Below are 24,699 nucleotides of genomic sequence, written 5' to 3' on the forward strand. Positions count from 1 at the left end.
CCTCTCATCTGGACTCATGGCTATCATCGCCACGCCTCACATGCAAACCAGTTTAATGCCACTTGCGAAAATGGACAGAACCGGTATGGTCAAACCATGATTTCCATCGCCCCCACCGTCGCCACAAAAATGGCATCGGAGGCCCGTGAGGCCCCGGCGCTGTGCCTTGCCCAACTCCGCCTCAACGCGGGCCTGATGCGGGAGGCGGGCAAGCGCCTGCGCGACCTTGCCCCGCCCTTTGCCGCCACGCTGGCGCGGGGCAGCTCCGACCAGGCGGCCGGTTTCGCCAAATTCCTGCTGGAAACCCGAGTCGGCCTGCCCACCGTCAGCCATGCCCCCTCGATCGGCTCGCTTTATCAGGCCACCTCGAAGCATTTCCGCGATGTGCCGCTGATCGCCATCTCGCAATCGGGCCGCAGCCCGGATCTGCTGGCCGCAGCGCAAGACGCCAAGCTGCGCGGCGCGGTGGTGGTCGCGGTGGTCAATGATGCCGCCTCGCCGCTGGCCGATCTGGCCGATATCGTCATCCCGGTGCATGCGGGCACGGAAACCAGCGTCGCGGCGACCAAGAGCTTCGTTTGCACCCTCTTCGCCCTGGCTCATCTGGCCGCCGAATGGAGCGGTGACGCGGAGCTTCTGGCCGCCCTCACCCATGCCGGGCCGGTGCTGGAACAGGCCGCTCAGGCCGACTGGTCCGCCGCCGTGCCGCTGCTGCTCGCCGCCGAGGAGATGCTGGTGCTGGGGCGCGGCCCCACGCTGACCATCGCCGGGGAAGCCGCGCTGAAACTGAAGGAAACCAGCAGCCTGCATGCCGAGGCCTTCAGCAGCGCCGAGGTCGCCCATGGCCCGATGACGCTGGTGGGCGCAGGCGATCCCGTGCTGGCCTTCGCCCCGCTCGACGCCGCGCGCGAGGGGCTGAAGGACCGTCTGGCCGATTTCGCGGCGCGCGGCGCGCGGGTGATCGCCGCCGGCCTGCCCGAGGACACCGCCTCGGCCGAGCTGGTGCTGCCCTTCGATGCCGATGTTCACCCGATCATCGGCGCCATCGCCCAGATCCAGAGCTTTTACGGACTGGCCAATGGTCTGGCCCTGGCGCGCGGCTGCAATCCCGACAATCCGCCCCATCTCAACAAGGTGACCCGCACATTATGACCGGGCCTACTGCGCTTCTTGGCGCGCATATCGTGCTGCCGCATGGGGTCGTGCAGCATCAGGCGCTGTTGATCGCGGACGGGCGGATCCTGGGCCTTGCCGCGCCCGGCGATGTGCCCGACGGCTATCAGCGCGTCGATCTGGGCGGCGGCACGCTGCTGCCCGGCTTTATCGACACGCAGGTCAATGGCGGCGGCGATGTGCTGTTCAACGACCAGACCAGCGTCGAGGGCATCCGCGCCATCGCGCAGGCGCATCGCCAGTTCGGCACCACCGGCCTGATGCCCACGCTGATCAGCGACCATCCGCAGGTCGTCGATGCCGCGCTGGCGGCGGGCGAGGACGCGCTGGAACAGGGCGTGCCCGGCGTGCTGGGCCTGCATATCGAGGGGCCGCATCTCAACCCCGCGAAAAAGGGCATCCATGACCAGACGCGCTTCGCCGCCATCGACGCGCGGGTGATCGAGCGGCTGGGCGCGCCCACGCTGGGCCGCCGCATCGTCACGCTGGCGCCCGAGCTGGCCCCCAAGGGCGCGATTGCCGCGCTGACACTGGCGGGCGTGCTGGTCTGCGCCGGGCACAGCATGGCCGATTACGCCCAGACCCGCGCCGCTCTGGCCGAGGGGCTGGCTGGTTTCACCCATCTCTTCAACGCCATGACCCAGTTTTCCAGCCGCGAGCCCGGCATGGTCGGCGCGGCTTTGGAGGATCGGGGCACCCATGTCGGGCTGATCGTCGACGGGCTGCATGTCCACCCCGCCGCCCTGCGCGTGGCGCTGATGGCGCGCGGCAGCGAAGGCGCGATGCTGGTGACCGATGCCATGCCGCCGGTGGGTGGTCAGGGTCTGGATTTCACGCTGATGGGCACGCGCATCACCGTCAAGGATGGCGATTGCCGGGGGCCGGACGGCACGCTGGCCGGATCGGGGCTGAGCATGATCGCGGCCTTCAACAACACCATCACCATGCTGGGACAGGATCTGGTGACCGCCTCGCGCATGGCCAGCGGCAACCCCGCGCGCTTCCTGCGGCTGGAGCATGAGACCGGCAGCATCGCGCCGGGCCTGCGCGCCGATCTGGTGCATCTGGACGAGGCGCGCAATGTCACCGCGACATGGATCGCGGGGCAGCGCGAGGACCACGCATGATGCCTGATCTGGGACTCGTGGACGCGCGTTTCGGGCGCATCTGGAGCGAGGAAGAACGCAGCTATGTGGTCAGCACGCTGGCGGCGGCGGGGTACACTTTCTACCACTATAGCCCCAAGGCCGACCGGGCGCTGCGCCGCGACTGGCGCCAGCCCCACAGCGCCGAGCAGACCGCGATGCTGGGGCGCCTGTCAGCGCAGGTACGCGCCACCGGCATGCGCTTCGGCATCGCGCTGACGCCCGTCGGCTCGACGCATCCCTTCGACGATCAGGCCCGCGCCGATCTGGCCCGGCGGGTGGCCGATCTCGACGCCATCGGCGTGGACGATCTGGCGATCTTCTTCGACGATCTGCGCGGCGACATGCCCGATCTCGCCGCCCGTCAGGCTGAGGTGGTGAACTTCTGCGCCGGTCTGACGAAAGCCACAAGCGTCTATACCTGCCCCACCTATTACGCCGACGACCGCATCCTCGATGTGGTCTTCGGGGAGCGGCCCGCGAACTATCTGGCCGATCTGGGCCGCCTGCTCGCACCCGATGTGCAGGTCTACTGGACCGGCGAGGAGGTCTGCTCCCGCGCCATCGGCCCAGCGCATCTGGCCCGCGTGGCGCGCGAGCTGGGGCGCAAGGTCTGCCTGTGGGACAATTATCCGGTCAATGACGGCGCGCGCATGTCGCGCTTCCTGCATCTGCGCGCGCTCACCGGGCGCGATCCGGCCAATGCCGTCCATATCAGCGGCCATGCGCTCAATCCGGCGGTGCAGGCGCATCTCTCCTGCATTCCCGCGCTGACCTTGCCGATGCTGTACCGGCAGGGCGAGGATTACGCCTATGGCGCCGCGTTCAACGATGCCTCGCGGCATCTGCTGGGCGATGATTTCGCGGCCCGCCTTCAGGACGATGTGCTGCTGTTTCAGGATATCGGGCATGAACGGCTCGGCGCGCGTGCAGAGCGGCTGCGGGATCGCTATGCGGGCATCGACCACCCCGCCGCGCGCGACATCCTGCGCTGGCTGAAGGGCGATGACATCATGACCGACGAGGAAGTCCAGACGCAATGACCGACAGCGAAACGCAACTGCTCGCCGCGCTGCGTCAGGCCGTGGGGCCGTCCCATGTGCTGACCTCCGCGCGGGCGACGGCGCGCTATCGCAAGGGTTATCGCACCGGATCGGGCCCGGCCATCGCCGTGGTGCGCCCCGGCAGTCTGGTCGAGCTGTGGCGGGTGGCGCGGGCCTGCGTCGCGGCCGATGTGTCGATCATCATGCAGGCCTCGAACACCGGGCTGACGGGCGGGTCGACGCCCGATGGCGCGGATTATCCCGGAGGGCTGGTGATCATCAGCACCACGCGGCTCTCGGCGCTGCGGGTGATCCGCGAGGGCGAGCAGGTGGTCGGCTTCCCCGGCAGCACCCTGCACCACCTCGAGAAATTGCTCAAGCCCTACGGCCGCGAACCGCATTCGGTGATCGGTTCCTCCTGCATCGGCGCCTCGGTGATCGGCGGCGTGTGCAACAACTCCGGCGGCTCGCTGGTGAAACGCGGCCCGGCCTATACCGAAATGGCGCTGTACGCCCAGCTCGGGGAAGACGGCCAGTTGCGCCTGGTGAACCATCTGGGCATCCGCCTCGGCGACACGCCGGAAGAGATCCTTACCCGGCTAGAAAAAGGCGACTATCGCCCGACAGACGTCGAATACGGCGAGCTGCGCGCCTCGGATAACGAGTACGCCAGCCGGGTGCGCGACGTCGATGCCGACACCCCTTCCCGCTTCAACGCCGACAAACGCCGCCTGTACGAGGCCTCCGGCTGCGCCGGCAAGCTGGCGGTGTTCGCGGTGCGGCTCGACACCTTCGAGAAAGAAGGCAAAGAGCAGGTGTTCTATATCGGCACCAACGACACCGCGGTGCTGACCGAACTGCGCCGCCACATGCTGAGCCAGTTCGAAAACCTGCCGGTGGCCGGTGAGTACATGCACCGCGATATCTTCGACATCGCCGAGGTGTACGGCAAAGACACCTTCATGATGATCGACAAGCTCGGCACCGATCAGATGCCGCGCTTCTTCGCGGCCAAGGCGCGGGTGGATGCGTTGCTGGGCGCCGGGCGCAGCGACCGGCTGATGCAATGGGCCTGAGCCGCTTCCGGCGCCGAGCCACCTGCCGAAGCGCATGAAGGAATACCGCGAACGTTTCGAACATCACCTGCTGCTGAAGATGGCCGGCCCCGGAGCAGATCGCGGCCACACGCGCCCTGCTGGCCCGCCTGCTGCCCGGCGGCGGCAACAGCGAATATTTCGAATGCGACGCTCAGGAAGCCGCAAAAGGCCTTCCTGCACCGCTTCGCCGCCGCCGGCGCCGCCGTGCGCTACCATGCGGTGCACGCCGACAAGGTGGAGGATATTCTGGCGCTGGATATCGCCCTGCGCCGCAACGACACCGACTGGTTCGAAACCCTGCCGCCGGAGATCGACAGCCAGCCCATCCACAAGCTGTATTACGGCCATTTCTTGTGCCACGTCTTCCATCAGGACTATATCGTGAGGAAAGGCACCGACCCGCTGGCCTATGAGCATGCGCTCTGGGCCCTGCTGGACGAGCGCGGCGCGCAATATCCCGCCGAGCACAATGTCGGCCATCTCTATGTCGCGCGGCCCTCGCTTTAGGCGTTCTACCGCACCATCGATCCGCCCAACAGCTTCAACCCCGGCATCGGCCACACCCCCCGCACCCGCGACTGGGCCGAAACCGCCAACCATGGAGCCCCCCACCCATGACCTATTATCTGGGCATCGACGCGGGCGGCAGCAATTGCCGCGCCCGCCTCATCGACGCTGAAGGCACCATCATCGGCGAGGGCCGCTCGGGCGCCGCCAATGCCCGCATCGGCATCGAGGCGCTGTATGACACGCTGAAAGACACCGCCGATCAGGCCATCGCGCAGGCCGGGCTGACGCCCGAGCAACGCGCGCAGATCAAGGCCGGCATGGGCATCGCGGGCATCACCCGCCCCGGCGTGCGCGATGCGCTGGAAAAGCTCGACTTCGGCTTTGCCTCCACCGCCTATGCCACCGATGCGCTGATCGCCAATCTGGGCGCGCATGGCGGGCATGACGGGGCGATCCTGATCATCGGCACCGGCAGCGCGGCGCAACTGCGCGTCGACGGCCATGATTTCACCATCGGCGGCTATGGCTTCCCCATCTCCGACGAAGGCAGTGGCGCGGCATTGGGCCTCTCAGCCATGCGCCATGCCCTGCGCGCGCTGGATGGACGCACCCGCCAGACCCCGCTCAGCACCGCGGTCACCGCGCGCTTCAACCATGACACCGCCCAGGCCGTGGCCTGGATGGATCAGGCGACCCCGCGCGACTATGGCACCTTCGCCCCGCTGGTGATGGATTATGCCGAGGCGAATGACACCATCGCCCGCTCGATCGTCGAGGATGCCGCCGCCCATATCGAGCGCTTTATCGAGACCATTTTCGAACGCGGCGCCGCCCGCTGCGCGCTGGTCGGGGGCCTTGCCCCGCGCATGTCGCCATGGCTGCGCTCGCGCACGGTGCAGCATCTGTGTGAACCTTTGGGAGATTCGCTGGAAGGTGCTATCAGCCTGGCAGGACGGCCGAAGACTCACATCCCCGGCTGAACTCAAGGTGACTGGTCGCATGCAGCGGCGCATGCATCGCTGATACAGACTGATACAGCCATTGGTTCATTTTCGGGTCATCAAGTCGCCGGAACCAGAGATGTTCCCTGATAACCGAGAGTATGCATGGCCCTGTCCGATCTGTTTTCCTTCACCTCTTCCGATCTGGCGATCGATCTGGGCACGGCCAATACGGTCGTCTATGTCCGCAACCGCGGCGTGGTGCTGGCCGAGCCCTCGGTGGTGGCACTGCAGACCGTCAACGGCATCAGCACCGTGCTGGCGGTGGGTGCGGATGCCAAGCTGATGATGGGCAAGACCCCCGACCATATCCGCACCGTGCGCCCCCTGCGCAGCGGCGTGATCTCCGACCTCGACGTGGCCGAACAGATGATCGCCCATTTCGTCCGCAAGGCGCTGGGCCATGGCGACGGGCCGGGGCAGGATGTGGCCCGGCGCATGCGCGGGCGGCCCGAGATCGTGGTCTGCGTGCCCTCCGGCTCGACGCGGGTGGAGCGGCGCGCGATCCGTGACGCGGCCTCCAACGCGGGGGCCAGCAAGGTCTGGCTGATCGACGAGCCCATGGCCGCCGCGATCGGCGCGGAACTGCCCGTCACCCATCCGGTGGGCTCGATGGTGGTCGATATCGGCGGCGGCACCACCGAGGTCGGGGTGATCGCCACCGGGGGCCTCAGCCTGTCGATGTCGGTGCGGGTCGGCGGCGACCGGATGGACGAGGCCATCAGCTCCTATGTGCGGCGCAATCACAATCTGCTGATCGGCGAGGCCACGGCAGAGCGCGTGAAGCTGCAACTGGGCGCCGCGCGGATCGGCGAAAACGGGCCGGAAGCCCCCGCCGTGATCAAGGGCCGCGATCTGGCCAAGGGCGTCCCCCGGGAGATGACCATCACGCAGGAAGAGATCGTGGAGGCGCTGGCCGAACCCGTCGGCCAGATCGTCGAGGCGGTGCGCGCGGCGCTGGAGCAGACCCCGCCCGAAATCGCGGCGGACATCATCGACGGCGGCATTGTGATGACCGGCGGCGGATCGCTGCTGGCCAATCTGGACGTGCTGCTGGCGCAGGAGACCGGCCTGCCGGTGACGGTGGCGGACAATCCGCTCAACTGCGTGGCGATGGGCGCCGGCCGCGTGCTGGAGGATGAGGTCTATCGCGGGGTGTTGCACGCGACGTGATGGGGGCAGCGCGGGCGAAGGCCCCAAGCGGCAGCTAGGCTGCGTCCGCCAAGTCAGGCTTCATGCCCGGATCGCTGACGACCGGCCTTCGTGCCGGTCCATCCAGTCGATCGCGCAGTGTGAGGAAGGGGCGCTCCACGCACCAGTAAAGCGCCGTGCCGAAGGCGAGAGCCAGCCCGAAAGCCAGCCCCAGATGCAGCCAGTCCGGAGAGCCGTCATCCGAAGGCGCGGCGAGATGGAAGGCGATCTTGTGCGAAAGGTAGAGGCTGTAGGCGCCCGTCGCCAGTGCCTGCGCGCCCGGGACGCTGTAGCGCCCTGCAAGTGAGCGCTTGTCGGATGCCCCGACGACAAAGACGGCAATGCTCACAGACAAGAGGGGAAAGGCCAACATCGTCGGATAGAAGGTGCTGATCTGGCCGCCGAACCACAGCATTGCCGCGCCGATCCCCAGCACCCCAAGGGCAAGCAGGAGATTGGGCCTGCGCGTCATTGCCCGCCACCAGGAAGGGCGGAAGATCTCGACCGCAGCGATGCCGATCCCCGCGAGGAGGCCATCCAGGCGGCTCCAGGTCGGGTAGTAGATCAGCTTCATATAGCTTGCGGGCGTGGGCATGCCGGCGGTGTCGAATGGCTTGAGGGAGACATGAGCCAGCCACAGATAGCCACGCAACCCGATCCCGAAAACAAGGATGGCGACGAGGGCGATGATCGTCTTTGTCGCGCTCGGCCGACGTGTGAGCAGCATCACCGCGACCGGGAACATCAGGTAGAACTGTTCTTCCACGCAGAGAGACCAGACATGGGAGAATGCGGTTCCACGGCCGACATCGATGAGCAGGTTTTCAGTGAAGGTGAGAAATTGCCAGAACGGCTGAATGACCGCACGCTCACGCAGCCCCGGAGCGAGGAAATAAAGTGCAAGCAGGACGGTATAGGCCGGGAGCGTTCTGAGCAGACGGCGGAAGAAGAATGTTCGATAATCCGGGCTTTGACCGAGCGCCAGGGGTCGAAGAAGCTGGCTCGCGATCAAGTAACCGCTCAGGACGAAAAACAGGTCCACGCCCATCCAGCCAAAAGAGACAAGAACATGCGCCGGGGTGGACATCAGGCCCATGATGCTCGCGTGGTACAGCATGACCCAGAGGATCGCGATCGCGCGAACAAGGTCCAATCCCGGCTTCCTTGGCCGCAGCACGGGCCTCGCGGCTTGAGTGGCCGGCGCGCAAATGTTCATCGCGGAAGCTTTCATAGGCGGGAGCCCCCACGCTATTCATTCTTGTTGCCGCCAGCCAGCGATTCTTCCAACGCTTTCAGAAGAAGCGGCCTGTCGGCAAGAACGCGGCAGCCGCTGCCTCACCCTCAGTAAATATCGCGCTTGTAACGCCCCTCTTCCATCATCGCCTCGACGGCCTCGTCGCCCAGCGCCGCGCGCAGGGCGGCGTCCACGGCCGGGGCCATGCCCTTCAGGCTGCCGCAGACGTAGATCGCGGCGCCCCGCCCGACCCATGCGCGCAGCTCCCCGGCATGGTCGGCCAGCAGATCCTGCACATAGCGGCCATCGCCCGCATCGCGCGACCATGTGCGGTCGAAGCGGGTCAGGCTGCCCGACGCGACAGCGGCCAGCAGCTCTTCCTCATGGAAGGCGTCGCGATCCGCATTGCGCTCGCCCAGCATCAGCCAGCTTTCGGCGATGCCATGCGCGGCGCGGTGGCGCAGATGCGCGCGCAGCCCCGCCAGACCGGTGCCATTGCCGATCAGCACCATCGGCGCGGGATCGGCAGGCGCGCGGAAGTTGACATTGGCATGCAGCCGCATGGCGATCTCGCCGCCGACCGGGGCAAAGGCCGTCAGCCAGCCCGAGCCCAGACCCAGACGCCCCTGCCCGTCGCTGGCCTGACGCACCAGCAGATGCACCGCCCCGTCAGAAGGAATCGAGGCGATGGAATACTCCCGATGCGGCAGCGGGCGCAGCGCTTTCACAACGCTCTCCGGATCGCCACCCGCAGCCTCGGGCAGAATGCTGCCCGCCAGATGATCGGCCAGCGCGCGGCCCTCCACCAGCGTCGCGCCATCCAGACCGGCGCGCGCCAGCCATGCGCTGACAGCAGCGGGATCGTGGCGCGGCTGCACCTCGGCGATATCGCCCGCCTCCCAGTCGCGCGCGGCATCGCGCGCGGTATCACCCACAGGCTCCAGCACGATATGGAAGGCCGGGCCGCCCGCGCTGCCCGGATTGAGCAGGCGCCGCTCGGCCAGACGCCAGCGGTCATAGGCGGCGGGCTGCCAGTCGGGCAGTTCGCCATGCGCGCCGATCGAGGCGATCTGCTGCTGCCACTGGCGCTGGGCGTCGGGATCGTCGCCGTCGACCTCGATCATATCGAACAGACGGCGCGCACCGCCCTGATGCAGCCAGTGATCGACCTGATGGCCAAAGGCGCAGAAATCGGGATATTCGCGGTCGCCCAGCGCCAGCACGGCATAGTCCAGCTCGCCCAGAGCAGCCGGAGCGGCCATCGCCCTGCGGGCAAAGCTGCGCGCATGGTCGGGCGCCTCGCCCTCGCCATAGGTGCTGACCACCAGCAAAGCGCGCCGCGCCGCCGCCAGCATCGCCTCATCGAGCTGCGGCAGGGCCACCAGTGTCGCATCGTCGAAAGCCGCCGCCGTCTGGCGGGCAAGGCGCTCGGCCCCGCCGGTCTGGCTGGCATAGACCACCAGCGTCTCGCCCGAGCCGACGCTGCCGGCCAGCACCGGCGCATCCACCGCGCGCAGCTCGCGCTTCTTGCGACGCCGCGCAAAATACAGCAGCAGGCCGGTGACGAAGAACAGCGGCATGGTCAGGCTGGTGATCATCATGATGATCCGCCCGATCAGCCCGAAAAACGCGCCGCGATGCAGCTCATAGACGCTGGTGGTGATCACCGCGCCAAGCTTGCGCTTGGCATAGAGGTCGGTCTTCACCACCTCGCCGCTCTGCGCGTCGATGCGGTAATTGTCGGTCATGCGGTCATGCCGCGCGGCGGGGACCAGAGCGCGGAAATCGATCGGCTTGTCGCCCCTGGGGATGGTGATCCGCACAGTCTCGAAGCGGCCGCCGCTGGCCTGCTGGAAGCTGGCCCAGGCGGGCGCCAGAACCGGGGGCGGTCCCTTGGGCTCCTTCCCGTCCTTCTCGCCGCGCTCCTGCTCGGCGGCTTTGCCGGTCAGGGCATAGACCACGCTCTGGCGATACCAGTCATAGGACCACCACAGGCCGGTCAGCGCGCTCAGCAGATAGAACACCAGCACCCAGCCGCCGATCACCGCATGCAGGGCGCGATAGAGGTTGCGCCCGCTCATCCGCAGGTCGAGCACGAACCATGAGCGCCAGTCGAGCACCCGGCGCGGCCAGCGCAGATACAGCCCCGACAGCGCGAAATAGATCAGCGAGAGCGCGGCAATGCCGGTGATCGTGCGCCCGATGCCATTGCCGTCGCCCGGCAGCGCCATCCAGCGGTGCAGGCTGCGCAGGAAACGGAAGGTCTCCTCGCCCCTGGCATGGCCCAGCAGCTTGCCGGAGTAAGGATCGATATAGCCGTAATCGCCGCGCCCCTTTTTGCCCTTGGGCGGATCGAAGAAGACCTCTGCCGCGCGGCGCGGATCGGCCGAGAGGATCAGCGCGTTCACCCGCAGCCCGTCATGCTGCGCCGAGGCGGATGCCACCAGCGCATCGGGCGAGAGTGCCGGCTTGCCCGGATTGCTCACCGTCACCACGCCGGGGCTCAGCGCGGCCATGATCTCGTTTTCGAAGCTGATCGTGGCGCCCGTCACGCCCATCACCGCCAGCACGAGACCGGCGGTGATGCCCAGAAACCAGTGGATTTGAAAGAGGACGGAACGGGTCATGGCGGCGGCGGTCTCGGTCAACGGAAATGTGCTGATCCGCGCATATCTGCCACGCCTTGAAAATGATAGTGCAAATCTGTCGCAATAAGTCTCAGGGCGTCAGCACCCTGTTTATGCGCGGCCAGGGGCCATGGGCGCGCGCGCCCTCTGGCAGGGAACCCGAAGGGGGGCCTCATGATTTTTAAAACTATGTCCGTGAAAATTTTAGCAAAGCGCGTGCAAGCCGCTATGGCACACAGGCCTGCCTGCGCTTACGGGATAAGGCGCAGTTCAGACTGCCGGGACAATAACGGATTTTGGTCCATGGGGCATGGACGCGAAAAGGGAGTGCGCAATGCTTGAAACCGACACGGGACGCCCGGACGCATCCCCCGAGGAGCGCGCGCCCACCGTCTTTGCCCCCATCGCGCCCACCCCGGCCCTGCGCGAAGACGAACCCTACAGCCGCGACGAGCTGCTCCACGAGATTTTCGAGGCCGCGCATGAACGCCACGCCTGGCGCCCCGCCCTGCGCATGCTGGTCGATGACCCCGAAAGCAGCCGCAAGCCCGACCTGACCTATGCCGAGCTGCGCCGCCGCGCCCTGCGTTTCGCCGACCAGTTGCGCGAGATGGGCATCAAGCGCGGCGACCGGGTGGTGATCTGCCTGCCGCGCGGGCTCGACCAGTATATGGCGATTCTGGGCACCTTGTGGGTCGGCGCCTGCTATGTGCCGGTCGACTGGACCTATCCGCAGGACCGCATCGACTATATCGCGCAGGACAGCGGCGCGGTGCTGGTCGTCACCGAGAGCGAACGCTCCGCCGCCATGCCGGTGCGGGTGCTGGAACTCGACACGATGCTGGGCGATCTGGCCGCGCATGAGGCGGTGGAGATCACCCGCGCCGACACCGGCGCCAGCCCCGAGGATCTTGCCTATATCATCTACACCTCGGGCACGACGGGGCGCCCCAAGGGGGTGATGATCTCGCATCGCAACGCCTGCCATCTGGTGCGTTCGGAATGCGCGATTCTGGCGCTGGACCATACCGATCGGGTGTTCGGCGGCTTTAGTCTCGCCTTCGACATGTCGGTCGAGACGATGTGGAGCGCCTTTTTCGTCGGCGCCGAACTGCTGGTGGCCGACGAGGCGCTGGCCAAGGCGGGCCCCGATATGGCGGGCGTGCTGGCGGCAGAAAACCTCACTGTCTGGCATGTGGTCCCCTCGCTGCTCTCGCTGGTCGAGACGCCGATGCCCGCGCTGCGCCTGCTCAATCTGGGCGGCGAGGCCTGCCCGCCCGAGCTGGTCGATCGCTGGGCCCGCCCCGGCCTGCGCATGCTCAACACCTATGGCCCCACCGAAACCACGGTCACCGCGACATGGACCGAGGTGCAGCCGGGCCGCCGCGTCACCATCGGCAAGCCGCTGCCCGGTTACACCGCGTGGATCGTGGACGAGAAGCTGTGGCCGGTGCCTGCGGGCGCCGAGGGCGAGCTGGTGATCGGCGGGCCGGGCGTCGGGCCGGGCTATGTCGGGCGGCCTGATCTCACCGCCGACAAATTCGTGATGACGCCGTTTGATGGTCCGGATGGCAAGTCCGCGCTGATCTATCGCTCGGGCGATCTGGTGCGTCTGGATGCGGTGGGCGACATCGAGTTCATCGGCCGCATCGACACGCAGGTGAAGATCCGTGGCTTCCGCATCGAACTGGGCGAGATCGAGGCGGTCATCGCCGAGGATCGCGCCGTGGCGCAGGCCGTCGTCCACCTCTTCAAGGATGAGGATGGCGCCGAATTTCTCGCCGCTTTCGTGGTGGCGCGCGGCGGGGCGGTGATCGATATCGAGGCCGCCAAGGCGCGGGTGAAGGAACGCCTGCCCAACTATATGCGCCCCGCCGCCTACCAACTGCTGGACGCGCTTCCTACGTTGCCCGCCTCGGGCAAGGTGGACCGCAAGGCGCTGGTGCGCCCCGCCATGGCGGTGGCCGAGGATCGCGACACCGTCGCCCCCGCCACCCCGCTGGAGGAACAGCTCCACGCCATCTGGGCCGAGGCCTTTGCGCCGCAAAAAGTCTCCGTCACCGACGATCTGTTTGAAGACCTTGGCGGCCATTCGCTGAAAGCCGCGCGTCTGGTCTCGGCGATCCGCAAGTCGAAGGGGCTGGCAGGGGTCTCGATTCAGGACCTTTACGCCGCCCCCACGATCCGCACTTTGGCCGCAAGGCTGCAGGACACGCTGGTCTCTGACGATCACGAAACCGAACCATATCACCGCATCGCCGCCTGGAAGCGCTGGCTGTGCTGGATCGCCCAGACCATCGCGCTGATCCCGATCTACACGGTGGCGGGGCTGCAATGGTTCTTCCCCTATGTCGCCTACACGCATCTGTCGGGCGATATGAGCCGGTTGCAGGCGCTGATGCTCAGCGGCCTGAGCTTTATCGCTATTCCGCCTTTGGCCATGCTGGCCTCGGTGCTGATCAAATGGCTGGTGGTGGGGCGGTTCAAGGCGGGCGACTATCCGCTGTGGGGCGCTTACTATTTCCGCTGGTGGTTCGTGCGCCGCTTCTCCGAGGTGATCGCCACGCCCTATCTGGCGGGCACGCCGATGATCCGCGCCTATTACCGCCTGCTGGGCGCCAAGGTGGGCAAGCGGGCCTTTATCGGGCGCGGCATCATCGACGTCGCCGATCTGGTGAGCATCGGCAATGATGCCGTCATCAGCGATCAGGCGATGCTGGCCACCAGCTCGGTGGAGCGCGGGCTGCTGCGGCTCGGTTCGGCCACGCTGAAGGACGGCGCCATCGTCGGTTCGATGGCGGTGGTCGGGCGCAACAGCGTGATCGGCGAAGGCGCGGTGTTGGAAGACCTTTCAGCCCTCTCCATCGGCGCCACCATCCCGGCGGGCGAGCGCTGGAGCGGATCGCCCGCGAGCAAGATCGCGCAGGGGCTGGAGCGTCAGGCCGATGACAAGGCCGGGGCCATGGCCCGCATGCTGACGGCCTTTGCCCTGTCGCTGGCGGCGCTGATCCTGCCGATCGTCGCCATTCTGCCGATCGCGCCGGGCCTGATCGCCATGATCGAGATCGACTGGAATTCGGACAGCTACACCTATCTGCTGCTGGCCCCCGGTCTGGCGGTGACTTACGTTATCCTGATGTGCGTGCTGACGGTGGTGGCCAAGCGGCTGTTTCTGGGCCGCGTCCATGCCGGGCGCTATTCGATCCACAGCTGGTTCTATGTGCGCTTCTGGTTCGTGCAGCAGATCAACGATCTGGCGCTGCGGCTGCTGCATCCGATCTATGCCACGCTCTATGTGGTGCCGTGGTATCGCGCGCTTGGCGTGAAGGTCGGGCGCCGCGCGGAGATCTCCACGGCGGCAGCCATCGTCCCCGATCTGGTCGACATCGGCCCCGAAAGCTTTATCGCCGACGCTGTGCTGTTCGGCGCCGCGCGCGTGCAGCCCGGCGCCATCGAGCTGGCGCATACGCGCATCGGGCGCCGCAGCTTCATCGGCAATTCGGCGCTGCTGCCCAGTGGGGCGCAGATCGGCGATGGCGTGCTGATCGGCGTGCTTTCCACCCCGCCGCGCGATGGCGGAGCCAGCCAGCCCGACGGCACATGGTTCGGCTCGCCGCCGATTTCGCTGCCGGTGCGCCAGCAGGTCGCCGTCTTCGACGAGGGCGCGCGTTTCAACCCCGGCCCCCGGCTGGTGGCGACACGCCTTGCCATCGAGGCGGTGCGCGTCACCCTGCCGCTCACCCTGTTCCTCGCCTTCTTCGACCTGTTGCTCTCGGTGGTCGGCACGCTGGACGATCTGCGGCATGGCGGACGGCTGATCCTGATCGCCTTCCCCTTCCTCTACATCGGTTTCGCGCTGGCCTGCGGGCTTTCGGTGGTGCTGCTCAAATGGCTGGTGATGGGCCGCTACAAGCCCACCACCCAGCCGCTGTGGAGCACCTTCGTCTGGCGCACCGAACTCGTGACCGCCACTTACGAAAACCTCGCCGTCTCCAACCTGCTGGAGCCCCTGCGCGGCACGCCATGGCTGCCCGCCTATCTGCGCCTGCTGGGCTGCAAGATCGGCAAGCGCTGCTATATGGACACCACCGATGTCACCGAACACGATCTGGTGCGGATCGGCGACGATGTGGCGCTCAACGATTTCGCGGGGCTGCAGACGCATCTCTTCGAGGACCGCGTGATGAAGGTGAGCGGCGTGGATGTGGGCGACCGTGCCACCATCGGCTCCTACGCCATCGTGCTTTACGATTCCGAGATCGGCGAGGATGCGCAATTGGGCGACCTCTCGGTGGTGATGAAGGGCGAGACCCTGCCCGCCGGCACAAGCTGGGAAGGTTCGCCCGCAAGGCTGGCCCGCGCCGAATGAGGGACGCGGTGTGGCATGTCGGCGGGCTGGAAGGCCTGCCGCATGCTGTGGATGGCCCGCTGGTCTGGCGGGTTCGGCTGGATGACCCCGAGGCGGCGGCATGGGCGCGCGGCGCGGCGCTGCGGCCCGAGGATCTGCGCGATCTGGCGGGGCGGCCTCAGGCGGCGATGCGCGGGGTTCGACGGCAGTTGACCCGTGTGCTGTTGGCCCGTGTAGCGGGATGCCATCCCGATGCGATTGCTTTCGTGCGCGGGGAGGCTGGCGAGCCTCTCGTGCAGGCGCCTCAAGGCTGGTTCATCAGCATAGCCGGGCGCTGGCCCCATGCGCTGATCGGCGTGGCGCGCCAGCCGCTGGGCGTGGATATCGAGCCCGAAGATGCCCCTCCCCCGCCGCCTGACGCCCTGACGCAAGGCGAGCGCGAGGCCTTGGCCGGGGCCAGCGATGCCATTCTGGTCAGCCGCTGGGCCGCCAAGGAAGCCCATGCCAAGGCGCTGGGCATCGCCTCAAGACTGGAGGGCAGCGATATTCATACGTGGCTGGATGGGGGCGTGTTGCGAGCCCGTTCGACGGGGGGCGAGACCATCATCCGGTTACGTCGTCAGGATGGGTTGGTCTGTGCCCTCGCCCTGCCTAGAAGACCTTGATTTCGCCCACATTCAGCGTGGTGCCCGGCGCTTTGTCGAAGCTGATCTTCAACGCGCTGACCGCCTCGCCCGGCAGGGTGATGTGCTGGATGGTGCCGCCATCGGGGCGCAAAGTGGCCAGCTTGCGCCCACCCGTCCAGACGGTGATCATGCGCGGCGCGGCATGGCCCTCGCCCGGCACGAAGGCCAGTTCCATCGCGCGGGGGCGGATAGGCTTTTCGAAAGTCAGACTGACCCATTCGCTGGCGCTGTCCTTCGCCGACACCCAGCCATTGGGCAGCTCGCGGAAAAAGCTGATCCGCCCGTCGACAAGCTGATGCAGCTTTTCAGGCTCCGCCCCGCTGGAGGCCGCGACATGCGGCCAGCCATCGCGCAGCAATTGCACCGCCAGATCGACAGGATGCGCCTGCTCTGCATTGGCCACGCGCGGCACGGCCAGCTCCAGCCGCCCCAGCGATGATGCCTGCCCGGCAAGGCGCCCGTCGAGATACGCCTTCAGCCCCTTGCCCGCATGGAAATGGCTGCCGCTGCGATCATAAGTCACCGTCAGCAGATGGCCGTGATAGGGCAGATCCTGCAGCGCGAACCAGTCCGGCCCCTCGCCCTGCGCGATCAGCGGGTCGAGCACCAGCCGGTCGTCCGCCGAGGGGATCAGCCCGACCAGCCCCGTCACCACCAGATCGTTGAAGCCGGAATGGAAATAGTGATGGCTGCGCGCCAGCCCGACAATGGGCTTGCCGCTGTCGGGCTCGTAATCCTCTTCCAGATCGAGGCGGCCATCGGCTTGCCTGTGCATCTCGGCATATTGGCTCAGCAAGCGCCAGTATTCGCCCCGCGCCACCGGAGCATCCGCGCCGCGATCATGCATCATCGCGGCCAGCGCCATCAGCGCCTGCGTGGTCTGGAAGGGCCAGATAGGACCGTTCCACTGGCATTCGCGCAGGCCGGTCTCCTTGTCATAGCGATATTGCCGCATGTAATAGCGGTAGGAAGGCTCGGCGGTGCGCAGGCCCTTGGGGCCGCCCAGTTCGTCGGGCTTCAGCAAATGCTGCCATGCCGCGTCATAGCCTTTGTCGCTGCCCACCACGCCGTAAGCCCAGGGCAGATAGCCGACCAGCTCGCGCCCGTCGATCTGGTCCCAGGCCTTCACGAAAGCATTGCTGTCGCGGTAACGGTCCACGAAATGGGTGAGGCCGGGGCTCCACAGATCGGCCAGCATGCGGCCGCGCAGCGCATCGGCCTTGTCGGCATAGATCCGTGCCTGCTCCGGCTGCCCGGCCAGCGCCGCGATCCGGCTGATCGCCCGCGCATTGGCCACCATATAGGCGTTGATCGAGGGCCGGAACGCATCGCCCCCGCGAAACCCGTCCTGCCCGCCCGAGGCATTGATCGAGGCGACCGAATATTCCGTGGCGTCGAGCAAAGGCTCGATCCAGTAGAGGCCGCGCGTCTTGTCGAAATGGTCGTCCCACTCGCCATAGATGCGCTGCATGGCAGCCAGATAGCGCGTCACCGCCGCCCTATCCCCATCGACCAGATAGCGGCCCCAGACAGCGTCCGCGATGGCCTCGCTGAAGTGCCGGTCATTGCCGCCATGGGCGTAGAGATAGTCGATGTAGTCGCCGGCAAAGCGGCGTTGGCGCAGCCAGCGCCCTTCCGCGATATGGAAGCCGCTGGCGTCGTTCAGCCCGGCCCATGGCTCGCGCTGCCAGCCCACATCGTCGAAGAATTCGGTGGTGAGATAGCCCTGCGCGCCCGTGTCGCGCTGATGCGCGCGGTAGATCGCCCAGCGATAGTACCAGACGTCATCAAGCTGCGGGTCGGAACTGGCGAAGAGCGGGATGTTGCCCGCATACCAGGCCGCATCCCCGCCATAGCGTTTGGCCAGCACCGCCTGCGTATCGAGCGGCGCGGCAGGCGTGCCCGCCGCCCCGGCAGCTTGCGGCAACAGAATCAGGGCGGCAGCGGCCAGTGCTGCCGCCCTGATCCGGCCTCGAAGGAGAACGAGGCCGGAGGGAAAGCGCGATGTCCTCATCACGGATTTACTGGAACGAATAACGGACCCCCAAGGCAAAGGTGCGCGACAGCAGCGTGGTGCCAAGGTTGTACTGCTGCGCATTCCCCTTGTCCCCATACTTGTAATAGGTCTGCTGCACCGCATTGAGCAGGTTCACCGCATCGAAGGTCGCGGCCAGATTCTTGGTGACCTTATAGGTCAACTGAGCATCGAGGCTGCTTTCGGGGGTGCGCCACACGCCGATGGGGTTGGCAAACAGCCGCGCCTCATTGCTGGCCAGGAAGGCCGAGCGCCAGACATAGGACAGGCGCGCGCCAATCGGGCCACGCTCATAGGCGCCGGTCACGTTGAAGCTGTACTTCGACACACCGAAGAAGGCGCTGGTGCTCTGGCCGATCACATGGCCCGCGCCATCGTCGAGCGGGATGTTCTGGCTGGAATCGAGCGCCGTGAAGCTGCCCTGCACGCCCAGACCCTTGAGCAGACCCGGCAGCTTCTGCGGGAAGAAGGTGAAGCCCACTTCCGCGCCCTGCAGCTTGCCGTTCGAGGCATTCTGCGGCTGGGTCACCACAAAGCTGGTGGTGTTCAGCCCCGTGCCGTTGATCGTCACGCGGTTGGTCAGCGGCACCACCAGGCCCTGCACGTCGCGGCGGAACAGCGTGGTGTAGAAGGCGCTGCCGCGCGCGAAATACCATTCCAGCGCAAGGTCATAGTTGGTCGAGGTGGTCGGCTTGAGATTGGCATTGCCCGCCGAGCCGCTGCCATAGCCCACCTTGGTCAGATCGCCCGTGAGGTTATAGGCCGGGTTGAGGTCACCGAAGTTGGGACGGCGCAGCGTCTGGCCGTAGTTGAAGCGCAGCTTCAGCTTGTCGGTCAGATCATAGCGCAGCGTGGCGCTGGGCAGGAAGCGCTGGGTGTTCACGCTGGCGTTGGTATGGGCCAGGGTATACTGGTCGGTGAAGTCCAGCTTGGTGTTCACGCTGGTGAAGCGCACACCGCCCTGAACCTTGAGCGGACGCCCGAACAGGCTCACCTCACCATCGGCCATGCCATAGAGCGAGAAGGTCCGCTCATCGACATTGAAGACATTGGTGTAGCTGAGCTGGTCGCTGGTCTTGAAGGCCGGGAAGGCCGAGTGATACAGCGAACGGATCTGGTCCTGGTTCTGATAGACCCAATAGCCGCTCGGCAGGGTCCAGCTCGTGGGCACATTGGCGCGGTTGTCGAAGAAGCCCTGCGTGGTGAACAGCGCGCCGCTGCCCAGCGTGGTCAGCGACTGGCCCAGCGAATCCGTGCTCTGCTGGCGGATGTAATCGCTGGCGGTGCGATCGTCATAGCGGAAGCCCAGCTCGATGCGGCGCAGCAGGCCTTCGTCCCACTCATTGTGGCCTTTGAGCGTCGCGGTGACCGCGCCGCCCTTGTTGCGCTCGCCATTGTCATAGAGCTGCGCCAGATTCCACGCCGCCGGATTGGTGAGCTGGCTCTGGTCGGTGAAGCTGTAGGAGGGGATGCCGCCGCCCGAGTTGAAATCGACATTGATGCCCTGCGCCGTGCGATCGGTGCGCAGCGCCATGAAGGCGGTCTTGTACTTGCTGTCCTGATAGGCGACGTCGGCCTCGATCTTGCCGGCCTTGCCCACGTCCCACTTGGCGTTCAGGCCATAGAGGAAGCTGTCGGTCTGGCTCTTGGTGTAGTCCGCGCTGTTGAAGCCATAGACCTGCCCCGCATAGCGCGACTTGATGATGTTGGTGCCGGGATAGAGCGTGAAATCCTTGGTGACGTCGCTGTCGAGCGCGCCCCAATAGTCCACGAAACTGAACATCATGGCGTTGTAGGTTTCGCCGCGGAAACCGTTGTAGAAGAACTCCGCCGTGTAGGTCGAACGGTCGTTGGGCGCCCACTGGAAGGCGACATTGACCGCCGGACGCTCACGCTTGCCATAAAGGTCGGTCGAGAAAATCGCGTCACGCGAGAGGTAATAGGGCGTGGCGACGCCATTGCTCGAAATGGTTGCGCCCGGCGTGGTGGACAGGCCCGCATCCTGGCCCGGCTGCCAGTTCTGGTTGCCGTCGCCGGGGAAGATGCGCTGCAGCGGGGTGAGGCCCGAACCGGCAGGCGGGTTCTGGGTGGCGAAGGGCACGAAGGCACCCGCTGTCACCGCCATGTCGCGGTATTTGGTACGACTATAGCTGCCGTTCACCAGCACGCCGATCTCACCGATATCGGTGGTCCAGCGCTTGGAGATCAGCGCCGAGACGTTGGGATTGTAGCTGCCCGCCTGCTGGTTGTAGATGCCGCGCGCCTGCGCCGAGAAGGCGAAATCCTTGAAGTCGAAGGGGCGGCGGGTCTGCACGTCGATCTGGCCGGCTAGGCCGGTTTCAAGCTGGTCGGCGGCGCGGGTCTTGTAGACATCGACCTGGCGGATAAGGTTCGACGAGAGATCCTGCAGCGCGAAGGACTGGCCGTCCGAGGTGAAGATGTTGCGCCCGTTCAGCGTGGTCAACGCATCGGTCAGGCCACGGATCGAGATGGCGGACGCCTCGCCGCCGGTGCGGTTGGTGACCTGGATGCCGGTGACGCGCTGCAGCGCCTCGATCACATTGTTGTCGGGCAGCTTGCCCACGTCCTCGGCGACCACGGAATCGACGATCTGCACCGAGGTGCGACGGACCTTGAGCGCCCCCTCGATCGAGGCGCGCACGCCGGTCACCACGATGTCGGCGGCATCGCTCTGGGCGCCGGACTGGGGCGCGGCGACGGGGGCAGCGCCCGCGTCAGCGGTTTGCGCGTGAGCCGGCGTGACCAGAGCCAGCACCCCGAAGGAGGCCGAGCACAGCACAGCGTTGCGGAAAGATTTCATTGAGACACCCTCCATGAACCATAACCCCTTTGGGGCTTTTTAGTCTAACTATTGAATCGCGATGTGACACCGGTCACCGCGCCCGTCAAGGGCTATTGTCAGGCGTTGTTCAGCCCGCTTCGCACTGTGATGATTTTGCCATGGAGCAGGCAGATCACGCCGCCTGCCCCATGGAATCAGATAGGATCAGATCAGCGGACCATTGGCCACCGGCTGCCCGAAATCGGGCGTGCCATCGGGGCGGTAATGGATCGGCTGGATGCGCGTATGGCGGTTGGGATCGAACAGCGGATCGCCCTTGATCGCCTCATAATCGCGCGCGTGATAGACCAGCATGTCGCGCCCGGCCTCATCCACGGTGAAGCTGTTGTGGCCGGGGCCATAGACATGATGAGTCGGACTTGAAACGAACACCGGCTCGCTCGACTTATGCCACACCTTGGCGTCCATCAGATCGGCATCGGCGGGCACGGTCAGCATCCCCATGCAGTAACGCGCATCGGTCGCGCTGGCCGAATAGGTCATGAAGAGACGCCCATGGCGGATCAGCACCGCAGGCGCCTCATTCACCTTGAAGCCGCGAATTTCCCACGGCAATTCGGGCACCGACAGCCGCACCGGGGGCTGCGCGAAGGTGGTCGGCGTGGCCAGCGGCGCCAGATAGAGGTTCGAATTCGTGTCGATCCCCGGCTCCTTCTGCGCCCAGGCCAGCCAATGCCGCCCCTGATGCACAAAGCTGGTGGAATCGAGCGTGAACGTATCCCACGGCGTCTGCAACTGCCCCGCCAGCGCCCATGCCGCCTTGAAGGGATCAGCCCCCTGCCCGCGCAGCACATAGGTGCGGATATGGAACTTGTCGTCGCCGTCACCCGCCGCGAAATAGAAGGACCAGCCCCCGTCGATCCAGTGCAGCTCGGGCGCCCAGATATAGCCCGCCATCTTGCCGGACGCCGGACGGCGCCAGACCACGATCTCCTCACCCTTGCCCAGACCGCCCAGCGTGCGCGAACGGCGCAGCACCAGCCGGTCATACTCGGGCACCGAGGCGGTCATGTAATACCAGCCGTCGGTGTGGCGGAAGACCTGCGCATCGGCGCGCTGCCTCACCACCGGGTTGACGATACCGTCACGGGGCCCGCGCGCCAGCACCGGGCCGCTGGCCAGAGCAGCGCCCAGCAGCGCGCCGCCCACCATCATCTCACGCCGCTGCATGATCAACGCTCCGCCACCGGCCAGCCGTCGTCGCCCCAATGGATGCGCGCCAGACGCAGGGTGGAGGCACCGTGGTTCTCCTTGTCATAGGCGTGATAGGCCACGATGTCGGTGCCATCCTTGTCATGCATGAAACCGGCATGGCCGGGGCCGCGGAAACGCTCCTGCTCGGGCAGATCGGCGCGCAGGAAGATCGTGCCGCCGCCCTGCAGCATCGCGCTGCCATCCTTGCCCAGATAGGGCCCGGTGATCTTGTCGGCGCGCGACACCACCGTGTAATAGGTGCTGTTCACGCCCTTGCAGCAGTAATCATAGGAGGCGAACAGCCAATAGGCCCCGCCATGGCGCAGGATAAAGGGCGCCTCGATGGGGGCGGGCGCACCCTCGGGCGCCGGGCGGCGCGCAATGGAGATCGGCTTGGCCTCGGGGTGAAGCGGCTTGCCGGTTTTCGCATCGAGTTCGACCAGCTTGATCCCGGTCCAGAAGCTGCCGAAGCTGAGCCAGTGGCGCCCCTGCGCATCCACCGTCGCATTGGGATCGATGGCGTTGTAGTCGTCCGAATTCTGCGACATCAGCACCAGACCCTCGTCGCGCCAGCCATAGCCGGGCTTGGCAGGATCGAGCGTGGGCGAGGTGAACAGGCCGATCGCCGAACGGTTGCCGCCAAAGGTCGAGACCGCATAATACAGCCGCCAGCGCCCGTTGACGTAGGAGATATCCGGCGCCCACATCTCCTTGGTGCCGGGCACGGCCTTTTGCGCCCAGTCGGGGATATGGTCGAACAGCGGCTTGCCGGCGGTCCAATGCACCAGATCCTTCGAGGTGCGGCTGAGCAGATAGCGCCCCGCCTCACCCGGAACGCCGGTGCCGAAGACGTAATAGGTGTCGCCCTCCCGCGTGATCACCGGATCATGCGTGGGGACCAGATCGCCGGTCAGTTGGGAGTTGAGCGTCGGGCTCTGGGCCACGGCGGGAACCGTGGCCACAGCGCCCAGCAGGGCCGAGGCGGCGAGAAGCAAGGTCCGCATCACAGCCACCCTCAATCCAGATCCAGCACCACGACCGACTTGGCCGGCAGCGTCACCTTCAGCGTCCCGCCCGCCACGCTGGCACCCTTGAAGGGCGCGGGCGCAACGACATTGGGCGCGTTGAAATCATTATGCGCATTCATCGCGGTGGCGGTGATGATCTGGCCGCTGACACGCGCGGCCTTCACGCCCTCCAAGGCCACCGACAGCGGCGCGGCATGGTTGGGGTCCAGATTGGCCAGCGCCACATGCACCTTGCCATCCTTGCCCTTCACCGCCGAGGCGCTGATCCCCGGCACACTCCACTTGCCCTCGCCGTAAGTCGGGCCCTTCACGCTGATCGGCAGCACGGTGGCGTCCTGCCACGGGCGGTACAGCGCGAAGACGTGATAGGTCGGCGTCAGCACCATCTTGGGGCCATCGGTCAGGATCATCGCCTGAAGCACATTGACCATCTGCGCCACGGCGGTCAGCCGCACGCGGTCGGCATGATGGGCAAAGATGTTGAGCGAGATCGCCGCCACCAGCGCGTCGCGCATGGTGTTCTGCTGGTGCAGGAAGCCGGGGTTGGTGCCCTTTTCGCCCGCGAACCAGGTGCCCCATTCGTCCACCGCCAGGAAGATGCGCTTCTTGGGATCATACTTGTCCATGATCGCGCTGTGGCGGGTGATGAGATCGTCGATGCGGTTGGCCTCGGACAGGGTTTCCTGCCAGCCGCTCTCGTCGAACTCGGTCGCCGAGGCGCGCGGCGGCCACTGGCCGGGCACGGTGTAGTAATGCAGCGAGAGGCCGTCGACCTTGTCTCCGGCGATCTTCATCATCGCCTCGGTCCAGGCGTAATCGTCGACATTGGCGCCCGAGGCGACCTTGATCGTATGCGCGCCCTCGGGCAGCTTGATGAAGGTGCTGTAGCGGCGCGTCTCATCCGCCGCGAATTCGGCGCGCATGTTGCCGCCGCAGCCCCACAGCTCATTGCCGATGCCGAAATAGGGCACAGCCCAGGGCGCCTTGTGACCATTGGCGGCGCGCTCATCGGCCAGCGCTCCGGCGGGCGCGGTCATATACTCGACCCACTCGGCCATTTCGCGCGGCGTGCCGTCGCCGACATTGCCCGAAATATAGGCCTCGGCGCCGATCTGCTCGACCAGATCCATATATTCATGCGTGCCCACGCGGTTGGGCTCGGTCACGCCGCCCCAATGGGTGTTGACCTTGACCGGGCGCTTGGTGGGATCGCCGATGCCTTCGCGCCAGTGATATTCGTCGGCAAAGCAGCCGCCCGGCCAGCGCACCATCGGCACCTTGAGCGCCCGCAGCGCCCCCACCACGTCATTGCGGAAGCCGCGCGTGTTGGGGATGGCAGAATCCGTGCCGACCCAGAGCCCGCCATAGATGCCGGTGCCCAGATGCTCGGCGAACTGGGTGAAGATATGGCGGTCATAGGTGGCGCCGGGGTGGTCGGCCTCCAGCGTCGCCGTGGCTGGCTGAGCCGCCGGAGCCTGCGCCCCTGCCTCCTTCGCTGCCGCCTGCATCGCACCGCAAGAAACC

At 66.4% G+C, this 24,699-nt stretch carries 14 protein-coding genes and 2 pseudogenes; 9 read left to right on the plus strand and 7 right to left on the minus strand.

Annotated features, from left to right (window positions below; all coding sequences use genetic code 11):
- Window positions 1–96 precede the first annotated feature (96 nt).
- The 7 genes and pseudogenes from ABDW49_RS14715 to ABDW49_RS14745 all read left to right on the plus strand — a co-directional run bounded on the left by ABDW49_RS14715 (window position 97) and on the right by ABDW49_RS14745 (window position 7,142).
- Window positions 97–1,152, plus strand: coding sequence for an SIS domain-containing protein (locus ABDW49_RS14715; RefSeq protein ID WP_343612767.1), 1,056 nt, complete (start codon window positions 97–99; stop codon window positions 1,150–1,152).
- Complete coding sequence (nagA, locus tag ABDW49_RS14720; protein WP_343612768.1) at window positions 1,149–2,300, plus strand: N-acetylglucosamine-6-phosphate deacetylase; 1,152 nt, start codon at window positions 1,149–1,151, stop codon at window positions 2,298–2,300. Before ABDW49_RS14715 ends, nagA begins: the two co-directional genes overlap by 4 nt.
- The gene (locus tag ABDW49_RS14725) at window positions 2,297–3,361 is read left to right on the plus strand and encodes a beta-N-acetylglucosaminidase domain-containing protein (protein ID WP_343612769.1); all 1,065 of its coding nucleotides are present in this window, start codon (window positions 2,297–2,299) and stop codon (window positions 3,359–3,361) included. Before nagA ends, ABDW49_RS14725 begins: the two co-directional genes overlap by 4 nt.
- Window positions 3,358–4,437, plus strand: coding sequence for a D-lactate dehydrogenase (gene dld / locus ABDW49_RS14730; protein ID WP_343612770.1), 1,080 nt, complete (start codon window positions 3,358–3,360; stop codon window positions 4,435–4,437). The genes ABDW49_RS14725 and dld overlap by 4 nt, the downstream gene beginning before the upstream one ends.
- A gap of 156 nt (window positions 4,438–4,593) precedes the next feature.
- Window positions 4,594–5,076: pseudogene (locus ABDW49_RS14735) on the plus strand (hypothetical protein).
- Complete coding sequence (locus ABDW49_RS14740) at window positions 5,073–5,948, plus strand: BadF/BadG/BcrA/BcrD ATPase family protein (RefSeq protein WP_343612771.1); 876 nt, start codon at window positions 5,073–5,075, stop codon at window positions 5,946–5,948. Before ABDW49_RS14735 ends, ABDW49_RS14740 begins: the two are co-directional and overlap by 4 nt.
- Before the next feature lie 126 nt (window positions 5,949–6,074).
- Window positions 6,075–7,142, plus strand: coding sequence for a rod shape-determining protein (locus ABDW49_RS14745; protein ID WP_343612772.1), 1,068 nt, complete (start codon window positions 6,075–6,077; stop codon window positions 7,140–7,142).
- Window positions 7,143–7,176: 34 nt separating this feature from the next.
- Here the strand turns inward: ABDW49_RS14745 and ABDW49_RS14750 are convergent, their stop codons facing one another.
- Both ABDW49_RS14750 and ABDW49_RS14755 read right to left on the minus strand, forming a co-directional pair.
- The gene (locus ABDW49_RS14750; protein ID WP_343612773.1) at window positions 7,177–8,313 is read right to left on the minus strand and encodes an acyltransferase; all 1,137 of its coding nucleotides are present in this window, start codon (window positions 8,311–8,313) and stop codon (window positions 7,177–7,179) included.
- 188 nt (window positions 8,314–8,501) lie between these two features.
- Window positions 8,502–11,021: a sulfite reductase flavoprotein subunit alpha gene (locus tag ABDW49_RS14755; protein ID WP_343612774.1), complete on the minus strand. Its 2,520-nt coding sequence runs from the start codon at window positions 11,019–11,021 to the stop codon at window positions 8,502–8,504.
- A gap of 334 nt (window positions 11,022–11,355) precedes the next feature.
- Between ABDW49_RS14755 and ABDW49_RS14760 the strand changes: the two genes are divergently transcribed.
- Together ABDW49_RS14760 and ABDW49_RS14765 are read left to right on the plus strand one after the other, a co-directional pair.
- Entirely contained in the window at window positions 11,356–15,390 is a 4,035-nt protein-coding gene (locus tag ABDW49_RS14760; protein ID WP_343612775.1) for a Pls/PosA family non-ribosomal peptide synthetase, read from the plus strand.
- A complete protein-coding gene (locus ABDW49_RS14765) occupies window positions 15,387–16,034 on the plus strand; it encodes a 4'-phosphopantetheinyl transferase superfamily protein (RefSeq protein WP_343612776.1) in 648 nt (215 codons plus the stop codon). Before ABDW49_RS14760 ends, ABDW49_RS14765 begins: the two co-directional genes overlap by 4 nt.
- Here ABDW49_RS14765 and ABDW49_RS14770 read toward each other — a convergent pair.
- The 5 genes and pseudogenes from ABDW49_RS14770 to ABDW49_RS14790 form a co-directional block, all read right to left on the minus strand.
- Window positions 16,021–18,069, minus strand: a complete 2,049-nt coding sequence (locus ABDW49_RS14770; RefSeq protein ID WP_343612777.1) for a glycogen debranching protein — start codon at window positions 18,067–18,069, stop codon at window positions 16,021–16,023. The two genes, ABDW49_RS14765 and ABDW49_RS14770, sit on opposite strands and share 14 nt — an antisense overlap.
- A 7-nt stretch (window positions 18,070–18,076) precedes the next feature.
- Window positions 18,077–20,911, minus strand: a complete 2,835-nt coding sequence (locus ABDW49_RS14775; RefSeq protein ID WP_343612778.1) for a TonB-dependent receptor — start codon at window positions 20,909–20,911, stop codon at window positions 18,077–18,079.
- A 192-nt stretch (window positions 20,912–21,103) separates the two neighbouring features.
- A pseudogene (locus ABDW49_RS14780) lies at window positions 21,104–22,030 on the minus strand (glycoside hydrolase family 43 protein); the annotation flags it as partial.
- A gap of 95 nt (window positions 22,031–22,125) precedes the next feature.
- Window positions 22,126–23,154 carry an arabinan endo-1,5-alpha-L-arabinosidase gene (locus ABDW49_RS14785; RefSeq protein ID WP_343612779.1) on the minus strand — a complete coding sequence of 343 codons (1,029 nt, stop codon included), beginning with the start codon at window positions 23,152–23,154 and terminating at the stop codon, window positions 22,126–22,128.
- Window positions 23,155–23,162: 8 nt separating this feature from the next.
- A complete protein-coding gene (locus tag ABDW49_RS14790; RefSeq protein WP_343614306.1) occupies window positions 23,163–24,683 on the minus strand; it encodes an alpha-L-arabinofuranosidase C-terminal domain-containing protein in 1,521 nt (506 codons plus the stop codon).
- Between the last annotated feature and the right edge of the window lie 16 nt (window positions 24,684–24,699).

This window comes from Novosphingobium sp., from assembly GCF_039595395.1.
Taxonomy (GTDB): Bacteria; Pseudomonadota; Alphaproteobacteria; order Sphingomonadales; family Sphingomonadaceae; genus Novosphingobium.

Bases quoted from the DNA above. Each gene is read 5' to 3' on its own strand.
- ABDW49_RS14725 (WP_343612769.1), top strand. From the start codon at position 2,297: ATGATGCCTGATCTGGGACTCGTGGACGCGCGTTTCGGGCGCATCTGG.
- ABDW49_RS14715 (WP_343612767.1), top strand. From the start codon at position 97: ATGATTTCCATCGCCCCCACCGTCGCCACAAAAATGGCATCGGAGGCC.
- ABDW49_RS14755 (WP_343612774.1), bottom strand. From the start codon at position 11,021: ATGACCCGTTCCGTCCTCTTTCAAATCCACTGGTTTCTGGGCATCACC.
- ABDW49_RS14770 (WP_343612777.1), bottom strand. From the start codon at position 18,069: ATGAGGACATCGCGCTTTCCCTCCGGCCTCGTTCTCCTTCGAGGCCGG.
- ABDW49_RS14760 (WP_343612775.1), top strand. From the start codon at position 11,356: ATGCTTGAAACCGACACGGGACGCCCGGACGCATCCCCCGAGGAGCGC.
- ABDW49_RS14790 (WP_343614306.1), bottom strand. From the start codon at position 24,683: ATGCAGGCGGCAGCGAAGGAGGCAGGGGCGCAGGCTCCGGCGGCTCAG.
- nagA (WP_343612768.1), top strand. From the start codon at position 1,149: ATGACCGGGCCTACTGCGCTTCTTGGCGCGCATATCGTGCTGCCGCAT.
- ABDW49_RS14775 (WP_343612778.1), bottom strand. From the start codon at position 20,911: ATGAAATCTTTCCGCAACGCTGTGCTGTGCTCGGCCTCCTTCGGGGTG.
- dld (WP_343612770.1), top strand. From the start codon at position 3,358: ATGACCGACAGCGAAACGCAACTGCTCGCCGCGCTGCGTCAGGCCGTG.
- ABDW49_RS14740 (WP_343612771.1), top strand. From the start codon at position 5,073: ATGACCTATTATCTGGGCATCGACGCGGGCGGCAGCAATTGCCGCGCC.
- ABDW49_RS14745 (WP_343612772.1), top strand. From the start codon at position 6,075: ATGGCCCTGTCCGATCTGTTTTCCTTCACCTCTTCCGATCTGGCGATC.
- ABDW49_RS14765 (WP_343612776.1), top strand. From the start codon at position 15,387: ATGAGGGACGCGGTGTGGCATGTCGGCGGGCTGGAAGGCCTGCCGCAT.